Here is a 15725-nt window from a genome sequence, read left to right as displayed (position 1 = left end):
GGATCACGCGATGGCGGTCGTCTCGACGGCTTTCGCCATGTCGACGATCGTCCATCCTGGCCGATATGGATTGGGCCGGCGACCCGTTTCGCGAAAGCCGTAGGCCTTATACAACGAAACGTTCCGTTCCATTCTGGCATTGGTGTAGAGTCGGATTTCCGGCAAGCTCCACAAGCGCGTCTGTTGCTCGGCCCAGTCGAGCAGCCCGATGCCGAAACCCTTGCCCTGAAAGGCGGGCGCAACGGCGACGCTGAAGATCATTGTATGGTCCGCATGTCGTTCGAGAACGATCAAGCCGGCCGGCTGTCCGTCCTGCTCCGAAAGCCAGACCTCGCCGCGTTCTATGCGCGGCGCATAGTCCTCGGTGACGGGGATCGGCGGTGCGCCGAGCAGGGCAGTGTAGGGCGCGTAGGCGTCGGTGGTGAGCGAGATCACCATGGGGAGATCATCGGCCCGAGCGGCTCTCATGATCAAAACTGGCCCGCGCCGGCAGCGGCCGCAATCACCTTGTCCATGCCGGCCGCTATCGCGGCGACGGCATTGCGACTGGCGTCGCCCAAGCCGTGGCGCTCGGCGAGCCAGTGCGCGTCATTGTAGGAGAGCCAGACCTTGCCTTGCTCGTCCTCCCAGGCCAGTGCCTTGACCGGCAGATCGATGCCGGCAAGCTGCCGGTCCTGCATCAGCGGCGTGCCGCCTTTCGGGTTGCCAAAAATCAGAAGCTGGGTCGGACGCAGAGAAGCTTCGACACTGCGCGCACCGGCGGCGTGGTCAATGCGGGCGAAGACCAGCAATCCTGCACGTTCCACAGTCCCGACCAGGCGATCGATCGTTTCGGCCACGCCGAAGCGGCTTTGGACCGTGATGAGACCGTTCTTTGCCATCACTCCGCCGCTTCGCGCTTGCCTCCGGGGCGCCGCTCCAGCAATTCCCTCAGGAACTGCCCGGTATAGCTGCGTTTTTCGCGAACGATGTCCTCAGGCGTGCCGGACGCTACCAGCTCGCCGCCGCCGTCACCACCTTCGGGGCCAAGATCGAGCACCCAGTCAGCGGTCTTGATCACCTCTAGATTGTGCTCGATGACAACGACCGTGTTGCCCTGGTCGACCAGCTCGTGCAGCACTTCAAGCAGCTTGGCGACGTCGTGGAAATGCAGGCCGGTGGTTGGCTCATCGAGAATGTAGAGCGTCTTGCCGGTCGCCTTGCGCGACAGTTCCTTGGCAAGCTTGATGCGCTGCGCCTCGCCGCCCGACAAAGTCGTTGCCTGCTGGCCAACATGGATGTAGCCGAGGCCGACCCGTTTCAGCGTCTCCAGCTTGTCGCGCACACCGGGCACGGCGGCGAAGAAATCGACGCCTTCCTCGACCGTCATGTCGAGAACGTCGGCGATTGATTTGCCCTTGAACAGGACGTCGAGCGTCTCGCGGTTGTAGCGCTTGCCGTGGCAGACGTCGCAGGTGACGTAGACGTCGGGCAGGAAGTGCATCTCGATTTTGATGACGCCGTCGCCCTGGCAGGCCTCGCAGCGGCCGCCCTTGACGTTGAACGAGAAGCGGCCCGGCTGGTAGCCGCGCGCCTTGGCCTCCGGCAGGCCGGCGAACCAGTCGCGGATCGGCGTGAAGGCGCCGGTATAGGTGGCAGGGTTGGAGCGCGGGGTGCGCCCGATCGGCGACTGGTCGATATCGATGACCTTGTCGAGGAATTCCAGCCCCTCGATTCGGTCATGCTCGGCCGGATGCTCGCGCGAGCCCATGATGCGGCGCGACGCCGCCTTGAACAGGGTCTCGATCAGGAAGGTCGACTTGCCGCCGCCGGATACGCCGGTGACGGCGGTAAACGTGCCGAGCGGGATTTCGGCGGTGACGTTCTTCAGATTGTTGCCGCGCGCGCCGACGACCTTCAGCCGGCGGTTCTTCTTGGCCTCACGCCGCACTGCCGGCGTCGCCACTTCCAGCTCGCCCGACAGATATTTACCGGTGATCGAAGCGGGCGTCGCCATGATCTGCTGCGGCGTGCCCTGGGCGATGATGTGGCCGCCATGGATGCCGGCCGCCGGGCCGATATCGACGACGTAGTCGGCATGCAGGATGGCGTCCTCGTCATGCTCGACGACGATGACCGTGTTGCCGATGTCGCGCAGATGCTTCAGCGTGTCGAGCAGGCGGGCATTGTCGCGCTGGTGCAGGCCGATCGACGGCTCGTCGAGCACATAGAGCACGCCGGTCAGGCCGGAGCCGATCTGCGAAGCCAGCCGGATGCGCTGGCTCTCGCCGCCCGACAACGTGCCGGAGTTGCGCGACAGCGTCAGATAGTCGAGACCGACATCGTTGAGGAAGCGCAGCCGCTCGCGGATTTCCTTGAGCACGCGCACCGCGATCTCATTCTGCTTGTCGTTGAGCGAAGCGGGCAGGTCGGTGAACCACTGGTCGGCCTTGCGGATCGACAGCTCGGTGACCTCGCCAATGTGCTTGCCGGCGATCTTGACCGCGAGCGCCTCGGGCTTCAGCCGATAGCCGCGGCAGGCCGGGCAGGGCGTGGCCGACATGAAGCGCTCGATCTCCTCGCGCATCCAGGCGGATTCGGTTTCCTTCCAGCGGCGCTCGAGGTTGGGGATGACGCCCTCGAAGGTTTTCGTCGTCTTGTAGGAGCGCAGGCCGTCATCGTAATGGAAGGTGATTTCGCGCTCGCCGGTGCCGTGCAGGACGGCTTGCTTTGCCTCCTCGCTCAAATCCTTGAACTTGTCGCCGAGCTTGAAGCCATAGGCAACGCCCAGCGCTTCCAGCGTCTGCGCATAGTAGGGCGAGCTCGACTTCGCCCAAGGGCTGACGGCGCCGGCGCGCAGCGAGACATTCTCGTCGGGCACGACCAGGCTGGCATCAATGGCGCGTTGGCTGCCGAGCCCGTCGCAGGTCGGGCAGGCGCCGAACGGATTGTTGAAGGAGAACAGCCTGGGCTCGATCTCGGGAATGGTGAAGCCGGACACCGGGCAGGCGAACTTTTCCGAGAACAGCATGCGTTCATGCGTCTCGTTCTTCGATTTGTTGACCGAATCCTCGCCGGTCTGGCTGGCGTCGAGCGGCTTGTCGGCAAATTCCGCCACCGCCAGCCCGTCGGCCAGCTTCAGCGCGGTCTCGATGGAATCGGCGAGCCGCGTCGCCAGATCGCCGCGCACGACGATGCGGTCGACGACGACGTCGATATCGTGCTTGTACTTCTTGTCCAGCGCCGGCACGTCGGCGATCTCATAGAAGACGCCATCGACTTTGACGCGCTGAAAACCCTTCTTCTGCAGCTCCAGCAGTTCCTTGCGGTACTCGCCTTTGCGGCCGCGCACCATCGGCGCCAGAATGAACAGCCGGGTGCCTTCCTCGACAGCAAGCACCCGGTCGACCATCTGCGAAACCGTCTGGCTCTCGATCGGCAGGCCGGTGGCCGGTGAATAGGGTACACCGACGCGGGCGAACAAAAGCCGCATATAATCGTAGATCTCGGTGACGGTGCCGACCGTCGAGCGCGGGTTCTTCGAGGTGGTCTTCTGCTCGATGGAGATGGCCGGCGACAGGCCGTCGATCTGGTCGACGTCAGGCTTCTGCATCATTTCGAGGAATTGCCGTGCATAGGCCGAAAGGCTCTCGACATAGCGGCGCTGGCCCTCGGCGTAGATGGTGTCGAAGGCAAGCGATGACTTGCCCGACCCCGACAGGCCGGTCATGACGATCAGGCTGTCACGCGGCAGATCGAGATCGACATTCTTCAGATTGTGTTCGCGTGCCCCGCGAATGGAGAGATATTTATGGTCGGCCATCGCCGGTCGCCGCCTCAGAATCTGGAATTCGTGGGATGGGCGGGTTTTCCCGACCACCCCCTATGTAGGCAATTTCGCCGCCTTTTCGAGAGACGCCACAACTCTCGACCAAAGCGTTTAACCGCCTTTCGCGCGAACGGGCAAGCGGAAAGAACAAAGGCCGAACACGCTCCTGACAAAAGCTGCCCGTGGGGCCGGCTTCCCAAAACGTCTCGCGATCACATTTTTCGGTAATCGGCTATTCAAGGTTGACGTCCCTACACCGTGGGGGCAGACTCCAGACGTCAACGAAGCCGGCCGTCTTTCGATGGCCTCGCGGCCTGGGGCTAGCCTGCGAGACGCCGCGGGTTATGCGATGAGCGCTTCGACGACGACAGTCGCAACCAACAGAAGGAGAGCAGAGGCATGACTCCACCGGATTGTTCGTTGAGGCTCCACGTGTCGCTGGAGCCGCGGCAGGTATAAATGGCCAGGGTCAGGCGTTTTCGCTGCCCGCCAAACGGACCTGCTGATCCCCATAAAATCAGAGACTGCTAGTCGGATCGTCGGCTGAATGCCGCGAAGCATCCGAAATAAAATGCCGGCAGTACACTCCCGGCAATTTGGATTTCAGATCCAAGAAGCCCCGTCAGTTGCAAACGCAATGGCGGGGCTGTTCGTTTGAAGCGCAATATTTGTGGTTCACACCAGGCGAACTTAGCGGCTGGAGGGCCTGATCCCGCCGGTAGCGACATCGATGGTGATGCTACCGGAAATCCGAACGTCGGTATCGCCAATCTTGAAGGTGCCGTTGCCGCTGCCTGGAGCCACGTCGTCAGGCTCAGGCTGCGGCGCTGGCTCGGCGATGCGATAATCGCTGGTCACACCGGGCAGGGTGCCCTTTTGCGAAGACGTCGAATTATCTTGGGCAAGTGCCATACCCACCAGCATGTTCGTGCCGGCTACGGTAGCGATGGCAAGGCATAACAGGCTGGATGAGCGGCTGGCGGTCATCGCCGGACTATAGTGCCGCGATAGCGGCAAGACCAGACCGATGGCGCTGAAATTGCGGGCGCTCAATCGCCTCAGTTCCGTCCGCCGGCCCGGCTCGTTCATGCGGCCTGCTTGCGAGTGTCGAAAACATGGTCGACGAGGCCCCAATCCTTGGCCTCCTGCGCGGTCATGAAAAAGTCGCGGTCGAGCGTGCGTTCCACTTCTTCGTAGGTGCGGCCGCAATGGCGGGCGTAAAGATCGGTCATGCGCCGCTTGGTGCGACGGATGCCCTCGGCATGGCGCTGGATATCGGAGGCTTGGCCCTGGAAACCGCCGAGAGGCTGATGCAGCACGATGCTGGTGTTGGGTAGCGCGATGCGCCGCCCCGGTGTGCCGGCCATCAAAAGGAACGAGGCCATCGAGGCGGCGAAGCCCATACAAACCGTGGAGACCGGGCAGCTGATATACTGCATCGTATCGTAGATGGCGAAACCGCTGGTCACCACGCCGCCCGGCGAGTTGATGTAGAGCGAGACCTCCTTGTCGGGATTGTCGGATTCCAACGACAGAAGCTGGGCGCAGACCAGCGCCGAGGTGCCGTCGTCGATCGCCCCGTTGATGAAGACGATGCGCTCGCGCAGCAGCCGCGAAAATATGTCGAAGGCACGTTCGCCGCGGCTCGACTGCTCGATCACCATCGGCACCAGATTGGCAAGGCCGCTCATCGGTTGTCTCCGTTGACTGTTGTCGTTCAGGCCGCGCGCAGGAAGAGGCGCGGGGTGTTTGCGGCGATCTGTTTGTGCCTGGGAGTGCGCGCTTCAAAGGAAAGCCGGCAACCGGCGCCTGCCATCGCGATCTCCGGCACTGCTGCCCGAGCAAAACCATCATGGACGATGCGCAGATGCGTGCCGCCGGAAACGGTGCGGTCGAGCGTAAAGGTGACGATGCTGTCCACTGGGCTGTCGTTCATTGCGCTGTCCAGGGGACTGCCGGGCGGCACCTGCGTATCGCCGGGCGCCGGCCGCTCCCGCCAGGAATAGCGCAGCAGCCGTCCGGGATCCGCGTCGAGGATTTCGCACTCGATCGGCGCATTCGGCGCTTTAAAGGCAAAGCGGTTGCCGATTTCGGGCTTGATGTCGTTCGGCATCATCCAGGCCGCGAGCAGGTCCGGCACCGTCAGCGCCCGCCACACCTTTTCCGGCGGTTCGGGCAGCTCGCACTCGAACTCGATCTTGTCTGCGGCCATTTCGGCGCGTTCTTTGCCTCGGCTGGTCATTGGTCCATGTCCTTCAAAACCGTCTTGAGCCTTTCGATGCGCTCTGGCCAGAACGCACGGTAGCGTTCGATCCAGCCGAGCAGCGGCGCAAGCCCCTTCGGATCGACGCGGTAATAGGCGTTGCGACCGGCCCGGCGCTCGACCACGAGGCCGGCGCCGCGCAGCACTGCGAGATGTTGCGATACCGCCGGCTGCGATACCGGTATGCCAGTGCGCAGTTCCGACACCGTCATCTCGCCGTCGGCGAGCCGCTCATAGACGGCGCGACGCGTTGGATCCGCTAGTGCCCGAAAAATGTCTGCTTCGATCATGGCGAAAGCATAAGTCAATACTTATCGGTTTGGCAAGCCGTGTTTTTTAAGACAGGCGGTGTTTTTTAAGACAGGCGAGGTTTTACAAACTCGCTGGAAGCCAGCGTCTCACCATGTCGGGGGATCCGTTGAACGTCGCCTCGAAAACTGGTGACGCGAGCACAGCATGAATATGAAGCAATTCGGAGCCGACGTTTCGGAAGCCATGTCGCCTGTGCGCGGCAACAACAAGCGACTGTCCGGCAGTCAAGACGAGATGCTCTTCGTCGATCCACATCTCGGCCCTGCCAGCGATGACGGTAAGCACTTCCTCGACCGGGTGCCAATGTGTCGGGGCGCCAACCGTGGGTTCGACCCATTGTTCAAATATGCAAAGTTGAGTTGCGCCGTTGCAGGCAGAGACATGCATGCGGGTCTTTACTCCCGTCCGCCATTCTTCTTGCGGCTGATCGTCATGCTCGACCATCTTCATTGAGTTCGCCTCGATCTCAGGTTCGTGGAAATTCGACGCCAAGACACTACTTGTTACTGACATCTATTGACAGCGCAGCGCCTGTACTATAGAACGAAAAGAGAACAAAAACGTTGTGGGAAAAGGCAGCGACGGCAGGCAGGGATTATCCATAGCCTGTAAGGTGCAGCGACAAAAATTGGTTTCGGATGAGCGCGGAGAAGTGTCATGGCGGGTAGCGTCAACAAGGTCATTCTGGTGGGCAACCTCGGGGCGGACCCTGAAATCCGCCGCCTGAATTCGGGTGACCCGGTCGTCAACATCCGCATCGCGACGTCGGAAAGCTGGCGCGACAAGACATCCGGAGAGCGCAAGGAAAAGACCGAGTGGCACAATGTCGTGATCTTCAACGACCAGATCGCCAAGGTGGCCGAGCAGTATCTGAAGAAGGGCATGAAGGTCTATGTCGAGGGCCAGCTGCAGACGCGCAAATGGCAGGACCAGACCGGCAATGACCGCTATACGACCGAAATCGTGTTGCAGAAATTCCGCGGCGAGCTGCAGATGCTCGATGCGCGGGGCGAGGGCGGCGGTCAGGTCGGCAACTATGCCGGTGGTGGTGCGAGCCGCGGTTCCGATTTCGGCCAGTCCGGCCCGGGCGAAAGTTTCAATCGCGGTGGCGCCAACAAGGGCGGCGGCGGTGGTTCGTCGCGCGAGCTAGACGACGAAATCCCGTTCTGATTTCTCGGGGCGGACTGCCCTTGCGGCGAAAAGCGCCGGCACCTTGGTCACGAAATGGCGTCCCGAAAATCTGTCTTGGATTTTCGGGACGTTGTGCGTTTGAGCGGTGAAAGGACGTATCAGGTGAAGGCAAGGGTCAAATGGGTCGAGGAGCGCACTTTCGTTGGCGAGTCCGCCAATGGGCACAAGCTGGTGCTAGGCACTGCGTTCGGGCCGGAGGGCAAGACGCCGGGGCCGAGCCCAATGGAACTGGTGCTGATCGGCACTGGCGGCTGCTCGGCCTATGACGTGGTCCATATCCTCGAAAAGGGGCGCGAGGCGGTCGAAGATTGCGTGGTCGAACTCGATGCCGACCGTGCAGAAGCCGATCCCAGGGTGTTCACCCGCATTCACATGCATTTTGTCGTCAAGGGCCGGGCGCTATCACACGACAAGGTGAAGCGGGCGATCGGGCTTTCGATCGACAAATACTGCTCGGCCTCGGCAATGATGGCCAAGACTGCCGAGATTACCCACGACTTCGAAGTCATTGAAACGACAGCGAAGTAGGGCTGTTCCTACGTCGCCATCAGCGCCTTGATGCCGTCGGCGACGAACTGTACGGCGAGCGCCGCCAGGATGACGCCGAGCAGCCTTGTCAGGATCGAACGGCCGGTTTGGCCGAGGATACGGTCGATGCGCTCTGACAGTACGAACACCAGGTAGGTGATGACGAGGCAGATGGCGATGATGCCGACAAGGGCTGTCTGCGCGCCCAAACCCTGAAACGAGCTTGAGAGCAGGACGGTCGCCGAAATCGCGCCGGGACCGGCAATGAGCGGGATCGCCAGCGGAAAGGCGGCGATGTTGTGGATCATGTCCCTGGTGATGGCGACGTCGCCGATCTTCTCCTTGCGGTCCTGCCGGCGCTCGAACACCATTTCGAAGGCGATGAAGAACAGCAGAAAGCCGCCGGCGACGCGGAAGGCCGGCAGAGTGATGCCGAAGACTGACAGGATCGACGCGCCGGCGATTGCGAACAACGCCATTACCAGGAAGGCGATGACCGAGGCGCGCACGGAGACCTGGTTGCGCTCCTCGCGGTTCATGCCGCGGGTCACGGCGAGGAAGAGCGGCGCAAGGCCGGGCGGATCGATCGTCACCAGTATGGTGACGAAGGCGTTGAACAGGCTGTCGAAGCTCGGCATGCTGACCCTCCCCGCCGGCAAAGCCGGATAACGGGATTGGTAGAGCAAAGCGGAGGCAGTGGAAACCATGCGGATCAGGGGCTGACGGCCCGGCGCGCCAGAAACTCGACTTCGAGACGCCAGGTGGCGCCGTCGTCCTGTGAGCGTTCGCCCAGCCAGCGGAACGAATTTTCGGTGATGCGCGAAAAGCTCCAGCGCACGGCAGATCCGGTGCCGTCTGCGCCTTGCTGGATGATGGTGTCGCCCTCGGCACGGCCGAGCTGGCGGCTGTAGTACTGATTGCGCGGATCGCTCCAGAAGATGTGCCAGGCGTCAACGCCGGGATCGTAGACGCGCAACGTCGTGCCATAGAAGGTCCATTTGCCGAGCGAGGGCGAGGGGCCGGCGTCACGGGCAGGCAGGATCCATACGTCCTGGATCGCGCGGCCTTCGAGCACCCAGCCGAAATGCACTTCGCCGCGCCCGGTCAGCACCTGACCGTCCTCGAGATGGCGCGTGGCGTCGAACGTCCAGGCGCCGACGAAGCGGCCGTAAAGATTCAGTTTCTCGGCAAGGGCCGGTACGGGCCCATCGCTGTGCAGGGCCTTGGCAAAGGAATTGGACATGGCTTCGCTCTCATCTTGTCAGGAGACCGGCAAGCATAGAGGCCGACAGGGGTTCTGCGCTTGGGAAAAGTTGCTATGTTTCGGCGATGACGACGAGCGCGCACAGGCTGGCGTCGGGCCGAGGCTGGCAGGTGTCGGATGTCATCTGCACCGCCAGCGCCGCCGACAGGCCATTCGAGGAGGAGCATCGGGATTTCTGCGTTGCCGCCGTAACCAACGGCACCTTCCGCTATCGTGCGCGCGAGGGCACGGCGATGCTGGCGCCGGGCGCGCTCCTGCTCGGCAATCCCGGCACATGCTATGAATGCGGTCACGAGCATGGCGCCGGCGACCGCTGCCTCTCCTTCCATTTCGGACCGGCCTATATGGAGCGGATCGTCGCCGACGTGCCGGGCACGAAGACGCTCGATTTCGGCACGCCGCGCCTGCCGCCCTTGCCGGCGCTGGTGCCGCTGCTTGCCGAAGCGGAGGCGGCGCGCGAGATGGCCGACACCGGCGCGTTCGAGGAACTCGCCCTGCGCATTGCCGGTGCCGCGGTGACAGCGGCTTGCAGCGCCACGGATCGGGGACGGACGCCGAGCCGCCGTGACCAGAAGCGTGTTGCCGAAGCGGTGCGGCGCATCGAAGTCGATGCCGACCGGCCGATCTCGCTTGCCGAACTCGCCGACGAGACCGCCACCAGCCCTTACCATTTCCTGCGCACCTTCCGGCACGTCGCCGGTATGACGCCCTACCAATTCCTGCTGAGAGCGCGGCTGCACAGGGCAGCCGTGCGGCTCCGGACGTCGGATCAGACGATTTCGGCGATTGCCTTTTCGGCGGGATTCAACGATCTATCAACCTTCAATCGTCGTTTCCGGCGGCTGATGGGCGAGGCGCCGGGTACTTATCGCGCCCGCCGGCGACGCCCGTGAAAGGGTGCCACGGCCATATCGTCGCAATTGGTTTATCCTTTTGAATTTGCCGCTAAAAACCACACTGGAAAACTGCCGCGATTGTTGGAGTTTCAGGCTGGCTTCCTATATAAGCACCAAGTGATTCCTGATTAGATTGTGATCCGATTTGACCGACCAAAAGACACCGCGCGGCGCCGACGGCGGCCCCACCGGCATCGAGCCGATATCCATCATCGAGGAGATGCAGCGCTCCTATCTCGATTACGCCATGAGCGTGATCGTCAGCCGCGCGCTGCCGGACGTGCGCGATGGCCTCAAGCCGGTGCATCGCCGCATCCTCTACGCCGCCTATGAGAGCGGCTATCACTGGAACCGCAAATATGTGAAATCGGCACGCCCGGTCGCCGACGTGATGGGTAAATACCATCCGCATGGCGACGCCTCGATCTACGACGCTTTGGTGCGCATGGCGCAGGATTGGTCGCTGCGCGTGCCGCTGATCGACGGGCAGGGCAATTTCGGCTCGATCGACGGCGATCCGCCGGCGGCGATGCGCTACACGGAATCGCGGCTGACCAAGGTCGCGCATGAGTTGCTGGAAGACATCGACAAGGACACCGTCGATTTCCAGGACACTTACGATGCGTCGGGCAGCGAACCGAAAGTCCTGCCGGCGCGCTTTCCGAACCTGTTGGTCAACGGCTCCGGCGGTATCGCCGTCGGCATGGCCACCAACATTCCGCCGCACAATCTGGGCGAGGTCTGCAACGGCGCCATTGCCCTCATCGATAATCCAGCGATCGACCTTCCGGCACTGATGGAGATCATTCCGGGGCCGGATTTCCCGACCGGCGGCATCGTGCTCGGCCGCTCCGGCATCTACAGCGCCTATTCGACCGGCCGCGGCTCCATCGTCATGCGCGGCCGCGTCAACGTCGAGGCGCGCGGCAACGATCGTGAATCGATCGTCATCACCGAGGTTCCCTATCAGGTGAACAAGGCGTCGATGATCGAGAAGATGGCCGAGCTGGTGCGCGACAAGCGCATCGAAGGCATTTCCGACATTCGCGACGAGAGCGACCGCCAGGGCTACCGCGTCGTCATCGAACTAAAGCGCGACGCGGTCGCCGATGTCATCCTCAACCAGCTTTACCGCTTCACCCCGCTGCAGACGTCCTTCGGCGCCAACATGGTGGCACTGAACGGCGGCAAGCCGGAATTGCTGACGCTGACCGACATGCTGAAGGCGTTCGTCGCCTTCCGTGAGGAGGTGATCAGCCGGCGCACAAAATTCCTGCTGCGCAAGGCGCGCGACCGCGCCCATGTGCTGGTCGGCCTTGCCATCGCTGTTGCCAACATCGATGAAGTCATCAAGCTGATCCGCAGCGCTCCGGACCCGCAGACGGCGCGCGAGCAGTTGATGGAGCGGCGCTGGCCTTCGGGCGACGTGGAATCGCTGATTCTTCTGATCGACGACCCGCGCCATCGCATCAACGAGGACGGTACCTACAATCTCTCCGAGGAGCAGGCGCGCGCCATCCTCGAACTGCGCCTGCAGCGCCTGACCGCGCTCGGCCGCGACGAGATCGCCGACGAGCTGAACACGATCGGCGACGAGATCAAGGACTACCTGGACATCCTCTCGTCCCGCGCCCGCGTCCAGCAGATCGTCAAGGACGAGCTCATGGCCGTGCGCGACGAGTTCGGCACGCCGCGCCGCACCGAACTCGCCGAGGGCGGGGCGGACATGGAAGACGAGGACCTGATCCAGCGCGAGGACATGGTCGTCACGGTCAGCCATTCCGGCTACATCAAGCGCGTGCCGCTGTCGCTCTACCGGGCGCAGCGCCGCGGCGGCAAGGGCCGCTCCGGCATGTCGACCAAGGAAGAGGATTTCGTCACCCGGCTGTTCGTCGCCAACACGCACACGCCGGTGCTGTTCTTCTCCTCGCGCGGCATCGTCTACAAGGAAAAGGTCTGGCGCCTGCCGATCGGCAACCCGCAATCGCGCGGCAAGGCGCTGATCAATATGCTGCCGCTCGAACAGGGCGAGCGCATCACCACGATCATGCCGCTGCCGGAGGATGAGACGAGTTGGGGCGAGCTCGACGTCATGTTTGCCACCACGCGCGGCACCGTACGTCGCAACAAGCTGTCGGACTTCGTCCAGGTCAACCGCAACGGCAAGATCGCCATGAAGCTGGACGAGGAAGGCGACGAGATCCTCGGCGTCGAGACCTGCACCGACAATGACGACGTGCTTTTGACGGCAAGTTCCGGCCAGTGCATCCGCTTTCCGGTCAGCGACGTACGCGTCTTCCAGAGCCGCAATTCGGTCGGCGTGCGCGGCATTGCGATGGCCGATGGCGACCGGGTGATCTCGATGGCGGTGATCGAGCATGTCGATGCGCCGCCGGCGGAGCGTGCCGCCTACCTCAAGCGGGTGGTGGCCGAACGCCGGCTCGCTGCTGACATCGCGGCCGGCGAGGAGGAAGAAATCCAGCTCACCAATGAAGAGGTCGGCGAAGAGGCGGAGCTTTCCGACGACCGCTATGAATTCCTCAAGGCGCACGAGCAGTTCGTGTTGACGGTGACGGAATATGGCTACGGCAAGCGTTCATCGTCCTACGATTTCCGCCTGACTGGCCGTGGCGGCAAGGGTATTCGCGCCACCGACGTCTCGAAAACGGCTGAAATCGGCCGCCTGGTGGCGACCTTCCCGGTCGGGAATGACGATCAGATCATGCTGGTTTCGGATGGCGGCACCGTCATCCGCGTCCCGGTCAACGGCATTCGTTTCGCCAGCCGCGCCACCAAGGGCGTTACCATCTTCAATACCGCAGAGGGCGAGAAGGTCGTTTCGGTGGAGCGGATTTCAGAACCGCAAGCGGACGAGGAGATCGAAGAGAGTGTCGATGCTGAAGGTGGCGCTTCCACCGATGCCGAAGGTGGGGAGCCTGATACTACCGTCGAGTGAGTTTGCCACGATGGCGCCAGCCCTATGGGCCGGCGTGTGAAGACACCCCCGCAATCTAGAAGTGGCGATAAGGCTTGCGGTTGCCGAAGCCTTCGAACCGCTTGGTATTGGCCTTGGCGCGGACGCGCTGTGCTTCCTGATGCAACCCGAATACGGTAGCGATCAGCATGGCGACGGTCATTGCGGTGGCGAGCATGTAGATCAGCATGTGCGTGTTCTCCTGCGCCTAACAACGATTAGATGGGTGTTTGGTTTCATCTTCTGCAGCTGCAACTTAGTGAACACTGCGTGAAGCTGTTGTGAGCGGCACATTCATCTGTCGTTCACGTCGGCCAAAAGGTTCATGGGGCGGGCTGGCGATCGGATTTGCCTTTAGAGGAGAGGCTCGCTAGAAGCACCTGCCATGACCGAACGCATCGCCCTTTATGCCGGCTCTTTCGACCCGCTGACCAACGGCCATCTCGACGTGCTGAAGGCGTCGCTGGCCGTGGCGGATACAATCTATGCGGCGATCGGCATCCATCCCGGCAAGAAGCCGTTGTTTTCCTTCGAGGAACGGGTTGGCCTGATCGAAACGGCCGCGAAGGCGGAATTCGGCAGCGACGGTGCGCGTATCAAAGTAGTCGCCTTCGACGGGTTGGTCATCGATGCGGCCAGGAAGCATGGCGCCTCGATCATCATCCGCGGCCTGCGCGACGGCACCGATCTTGACTATGAGATGCAGATGGCCGGCATGAACGAGACCATGGCGCCGGAGCTGCAGACCGTGTTCCTGCCCGCCAGCCCTTCAGTGCGCACCATTACCGCCACACTTGTGCGCCAGATAGCTTCGATGGGAGGCGATATCCGCCCCTTCGTGCCGGCGGCCGTGGCCGGCGCGCTCACCGCCAAATTCGCGAAATAAATGCATGTCACCCAAAAGTGGAACCCGGCTTTGGGTAACGACATGCATGAACGAAGATATTCGGAGAAAGATCCCATGCCGCTGAAAAAGCTTGCCTTCTTGCTTGCCGTGCTTGCCGGTCTTGTGACCGCATCCGTGTCGGCCTTTGCCGCCGATCCGGAAAACACCATGATCGTAACGCTGAAGGACGGCGACGTGACCATCGCGCTGAGGCCCGACCTTGCGCCGAAGCACGTCGCGCAGATCAAAGAGCTGGTGCGCCAGGGCGCCTACGACAACGTCGCCTTTCACCGCGTCATCGACGGCTTCATGGCGCAGACCGGCGACGTCAAGTTCGGCAACATGAAGAGCGGCTTCAATGCCGACGCTGTCGGCACCGGCGGCTCCGATCTTCCTGACCTGCCGGCCGAATTCTCCGGCACCGAGCACTACCAGCGCGGCGTGGTCGGCATGGCCCGCTCCGACGATCCGAATTCCGCCAATTCGCAATTCTTCATCATGTTCGCGCCGGCACCGCCGCTCGATGGCCAGTACACCATCGTTGGCAATGTCGTCAGCGGAATGGAGCTGGTGGACCACATCAAGAAAGGCGACGAGGCGCAGAACGGGACGGTGACCGACCCCGATCGCATGATCAAGGTGCGCATCGCCGCGGACGGCAAGTAACCCCAATTGTTCAAAAGGATATTTCTGACATGGCCGAAATCAAGGACCGCGAGAACGCGCTTATCATGGACACGACCAAGGGCAAGGTCGTCATCGAATTGTTTCCAGATCTGGCGCCCGGCCATGTCGGCCGTATCAAGGAACTGGCACGCGAAGGCGCCTATGACGGCGTGGTCTTCCACCGCGTCATCGACGGCTTCATGGCGCAGACCGGCGACGTGAAGTTCGGCAATTCCAACAAGCCGTTTTTCGCGCCATCGCGCGCCGGCACTGGCGGTTCCGACAAACCCGATCTGAAGGCCGAGTTCTCCAACGCCAACCACGGCCGCGGCACCTGCTCGATGGCGCGCTCGCAGAACCCGAATTCGGCCAATTCGCAGTTCTTCATCTGCTTCGACGATGCCGCCTTCCTCAACCGCCAGTACACGGTATGGGGCCAGGTCGTCGAAGGCATGGACAACGTCGACAAGATCAAGCGCGGCGAACCGGTGCAGGATCCTGACAAGATCGTGTCGCTCAAGGTCGCGGCCGACGTGAAATGACCGGCCGGGCTGTCGCGGCCATCGCATTTGTGCTCGTCGCGGCGGCCACTCCGGCGCTGGCAACGGAATCGATCGTCTGCAGCGCCGACGGCGGCGCGGCATCGATTGACGTTTTGATGGGACACACGGCCGTCATTGCGGTCGCGCGTGTGTGGCTGGATGCCGGCGGCAAGACATGGACCACGGACGGACAGCCAGGCTCAACGAAAGTCATCGTTGGACAGGCATTCGAAGACGACGAGCGCATGCTTATCGACCTCACCGACGAAGGCATCAGCTCGATCGTCGCCAGATTGCGACTGGTCAAGGCCAGCGAGCAGTCCAGTTTCGCGATGGGCGGCACATTGAGCATAGACGGTGTTGGCGCCTGGGCGGTGACCTGCCCGGAACCTTGA

General features: G+C 62.4%; 19 protein-coding genes. 8 read left to right on the top strand and 11 right to left on the bottom strand.

Annotation, left to right across the window (positions count from 1 at the left end; all coding sequences use genetic code 11):
• Positions 1-3: 3 nt before the first annotated feature.
• The 8 genes from NKJ28_RS20270 to NKJ28_RS20235 all read right to left on the bottom strand — a co-directional run bounded on the left by NKJ28_RS20270 (position 4) and on the right by NKJ28_RS20235 (position 6833).
• The gene (locus tag NKJ28_RS20270) at positions 4-474 is read right to left on the bottom strand and encodes a GNAT family N-acetyltransferase (RefSeq protein ID WP_352593522.1); all 471 of its coding nucleotides are present in this window, start codon (positions 472-474) and stop codon (positions 4-6) included.
• Positions 471-881, bottom strand: a complete 411-nt coding sequence (locus NKJ28_RS20265; RefSeq protein ID WP_352593519.1) for a DUF302 domain-containing protein — start codon at positions 879-881, stop codon at positions 471-473. Before NKJ28_RS20265 ends, NKJ28_RS20270 begins: the two co-directional genes overlap by 4 nt.
• Positions 881-3802, bottom strand: a complete 2922-nt coding sequence (uvrA, locus tag NKJ28_RS20260; RefSeq protein ID WP_352593516.1) for an excinuclease ABC subunit UvrA — start codon at positions 3800-3802, stop codon at positions 881-883. The genes NKJ28_RS20265 and uvrA overlap by 1 nt, the downstream gene beginning before the upstream one ends.
• A gap of 696 nt (positions 3803-4498) precedes the next feature.
• Positions 4499-4861, bottom strand: a complete 363-nt coding sequence (locus tag NKJ28_RS20255) for a hypothetical protein (protein ID WP_352636775.1) — start codon at positions 4859-4861, stop codon at positions 4499-4501.
• Positions 4862-4893: 32 nt separating this feature from the next.
• Complete coding sequence (locus NKJ28_RS20250; RefSeq protein WP_352636774.1) at positions 4894-5499, bottom strand: ATP-dependent Clp protease proteolytic subunit; 606 nt, start codon at positions 5497-5499, stop codon at positions 4894-4896.
• A 26-nt stretch (positions 5500-5525) separates the two neighbouring features.
• Entirely contained in the window at positions 5526-6050 is a 525-nt protein-coding gene (locus NKJ28_RS20245; protein WP_352455703.1) for an SRPBCC family protein, read from the bottom strand.
• Positions 6047-6361, bottom strand: a complete 315-nt coding sequence (locus NKJ28_RS20240; RefSeq protein ID WP_352448759.1) for an ArsR/SmtB family transcription factor — start codon at positions 6359-6361, stop codon at positions 6047-6049. Before NKJ28_RS20240 ends, NKJ28_RS20245 begins: the two co-directional genes overlap by 4 nt.
• A gap of 82 nt (positions 6362-6443) precedes the next feature.
• A complete protein-coding gene (locus tag NKJ28_RS20235) occupies positions 6444-6833 on the bottom strand; it encodes a cupin domain-containing protein (protein ID WP_352636773.1) in 390 nt (129 codons plus the stop codon).
• A gap of 207 nt (positions 6834-7040) precedes the next feature.
• Between NKJ28_RS20235 and NKJ28_RS20230 the strand changes: the two genes are divergently transcribed.
• Both NKJ28_RS20230 and NKJ28_RS20225 read left to right on the top strand, forming a co-directional pair.
• The gene (locus tag NKJ28_RS20230) at positions 7041-7553 is read left to right on the top strand and encodes a single-stranded DNA-binding protein (RefSeq protein WP_352448761.1); all 513 of its coding nucleotides are present in this window, start codon (positions 7041-7043) and stop codon (positions 7551-7553) included.
• A 123-nt stretch (positions 7554-7676) separates the two neighbouring features.
• Positions 7677-8102, top strand: coding sequence for an OsmC family protein (locus NKJ28_RS20225; protein WP_352613765.1), 426 nt, complete (start codon positions 7677-7679; stop codon positions 8100-8102).
• Between the two features lie 8 nt (positions 8103-8110).
• Here the strand turns inward: NKJ28_RS20225 and NKJ28_RS20220 are convergent, their stop codons facing one another.
• Together NKJ28_RS20220 and NKJ28_RS20215 are read right to left on the bottom strand one after the other, a co-directional pair.
• Positions 8111-8740 carry a MarC family protein gene (locus NKJ28_RS20220; RefSeq protein WP_023674869.1) on the bottom strand — a complete coding sequence of 210 codons (630 nt, stop codon included), beginning with the start codon at positions 8738-8740 and terminating at the stop codon, positions 8111-8113.
• A gap of 74 nt (positions 8741-8814) precedes the next feature.
• A complete protein-coding gene (locus NKJ28_RS20215; RefSeq protein ID WP_352455708.1) occupies positions 8815-9345 on the bottom strand; it encodes a hypothetical protein in 531 nt (176 codons plus the stop codon).
• An 86-nt stretch (positions 9346-9431) separates the two neighbouring features.
• On the opposite strand from NKJ28_RS20215, the gene NKJ28_RS20210 reads away from it, so the two are divergent.
• Together NKJ28_RS20210 and gyrA are read left to right on the top strand one after the other, a co-directional pair.
• Positions 9432-10259, top strand: a complete 828-nt coding sequence (locus tag NKJ28_RS20210) for a helix-turn-helix transcriptional regulator (protein WP_352593499.1) — start codon at positions 9432-9434, stop codon at positions 10257-10259.
• Between the two features lie 148 nt (positions 10260-10407).
• Positions 10408-13218: a DNA gyrase subunit A gene (gyrA, locus tag NKJ28_RS20205; RefSeq protein WP_352636772.1), complete on the top strand. Its 2811-nt coding sequence runs from the start codon at positions 10408-10410 to the stop codon at positions 13216-13218.
• Positions 13219-13273: 55 nt separating this feature from the next.
• On the opposite strand, the gene NKJ28_RS20200 is transcribed toward gyrA, so the two are convergent.
• A complete protein-coding gene (locus NKJ28_RS20200; protein WP_254817366.1) occupies positions 13274-13426 on the bottom strand; it encodes a hypothetical protein in 153 nt (50 codons plus the stop codon).
• Between the two features lie 195 nt (positions 13427-13621).
• Here NKJ28_RS20200 and coaD point away from each other — a divergent pair, with 195 nt between their 5' ends.
• From coaD to NKJ28_RS20180, 4 genes are all read left to right on the top strand, one after another.
• On the top strand, positions 13622-14122 hold the full coding sequence (gene coaD, locus NKJ28_RS20195) for a pantetheine-phosphate adenylyltransferase (protein WP_023674874.1): 501 nt from the start codon (positions 13622-13624) through the stop codon (positions 14120-14122).
• 75 nt (positions 14123-14197) lie between these two features.
• Positions 14198-14788 carry a peptidylprolyl isomerase gene (locus NKJ28_RS20190; protein ID WP_502898235.1) on the top strand — a complete coding sequence of 197 codons (591 nt, stop codon included), beginning with the start codon at positions 14198-14200 and terminating at the stop codon, positions 14786-14788.
• Positions 14789-14817: 29 nt separating this feature from the next.
• On the top strand, positions 14818-15330 hold the full coding sequence (locus NKJ28_RS20185; RefSeq protein ID WP_352636771.1) for a peptidylprolyl isomerase: 513 nt from the start codon (positions 14818-14820) through the stop codon (positions 15328-15330).
• The gene (locus tag NKJ28_RS20180; protein ID WP_352455713.1) at positions 15327-15725 is read left to right on the top strand and encodes a hypothetical protein; all 399 of its coding nucleotides are present in this window, start codon (positions 15327-15329) and stop codon (positions 15723-15725) included. Before NKJ28_RS20185 ends, NKJ28_RS20180 begins: the two co-directional genes overlap by 4 nt.

The organism is Mesorhizobium sp. M0145 (assembly GCF_040322355.1).
GTDB lineage: Bacteria > Pseudomonadota > Alphaproteobacteria > Rhizobiales > Rhizobiaceae > Mesorhizobium.
Note: the sequence above shows the minus strand (reverse complement) of the source record. Positions and strands in the feature narration are given on the sequence as shown.

Coding starts and splice junctions, on each gene's coding strand:
- NKJ28_RS20265 (WP_352593519.1), bottom strand. CDS start 881: ATGGCAAAGAACGGTCTCATCACGGTCCAAAGCCGCTTCGGCGTGGCC.
- uvrA (WP_352593516.1), bottom strand. CDS start 3,802: ATGGCCGACCATAAATATCTCTCCATTCGCGGGGCACGCGAACACAAT.
- NKJ28_RS20250 (WP_352636774.1), bottom strand. CDS start 5,499: ATGAGCGGCCTTGCCAATCTGGTGCCGATGGTGATCGAGCAGTCGAGC.
- NKJ28_RS20245 (WP_352455703.1), bottom strand. CDS start 6,050: ATGACCAGCCGAGGCAAAGAACGCGCCGAAATGGCCGCAGACAAGATC.
- NKJ28_RS20240 (WP_352448759.1), bottom strand. CDS start 6,361: ATGATCGAAGCAGACATTTTTCGGGCACTAGCGGATCCAACGCGTCGC.
- NKJ28_RS20235 (WP_352636773.1), bottom strand. CDS start 6,833: ATGAAGATGGTCGAGCATGACGATCAGCCGCAAGAAGAATGGCGGACG.
- NKJ28_RS20230 (WP_352448761.1), top strand. CDS start 7,041: ATGGCGGGTAGCGTCAACAAGGTCATTCTGGTGGGCAACCTCGGGGCG.
- NKJ28_RS20220 (WP_023674869.1), bottom strand. CDS start 8,740: ATGCCGAGCTTCGACAGCCTGTTCAACGCCTTCGTCACCATACTGGTG.
- NKJ28_RS20215 (WP_352455708.1), bottom strand. CDS start 9,345: ATGTCCAATTCCTTTGCCAAGGCCCTGCACAGCGATGGGCCCGTACCG.
- NKJ28_RS20210 (WP_352593499.1), top strand. CDS start 9,432: ATGACGACGAGCGCGCACAGGCTGGCGTCGGGCCGAGGCTGGCAGGTG.
- NKJ28_RS20200 (WP_254817366.1), bottom strand. CDS start 13,426: ATGCTGATCTACATGCTCGCCACCGCAATGACCGTCGCCATGCTGATC.
- coaD (WP_023674874.1), top strand. CDS start 13,622: ATGACCGAACGCATCGCCCTTTATGCCGGCTCTTTCGACCCGCTGACC.
- NKJ28_RS20190 (WP_502898235.1), top strand. CDS start 14,198: ATGCCGCTGAAAAAGCTTGCCTTCTTGCTTGCCGTGCTTGCCGGTCTT.
- NKJ28_RS20185 (WP_352636771.1), top strand. CDS start 14,818: ATGGCCGAAATCAAGGACCGCGAGAACGCGCTTATCATGGACACGACC.
- NKJ28_RS20180 (WP_352455713.1), top strand. CDS start 15,327: ATGACCGGCCGGGCTGTCGCGGCCATCGCATTTGTGCTCGTCGCGGCG.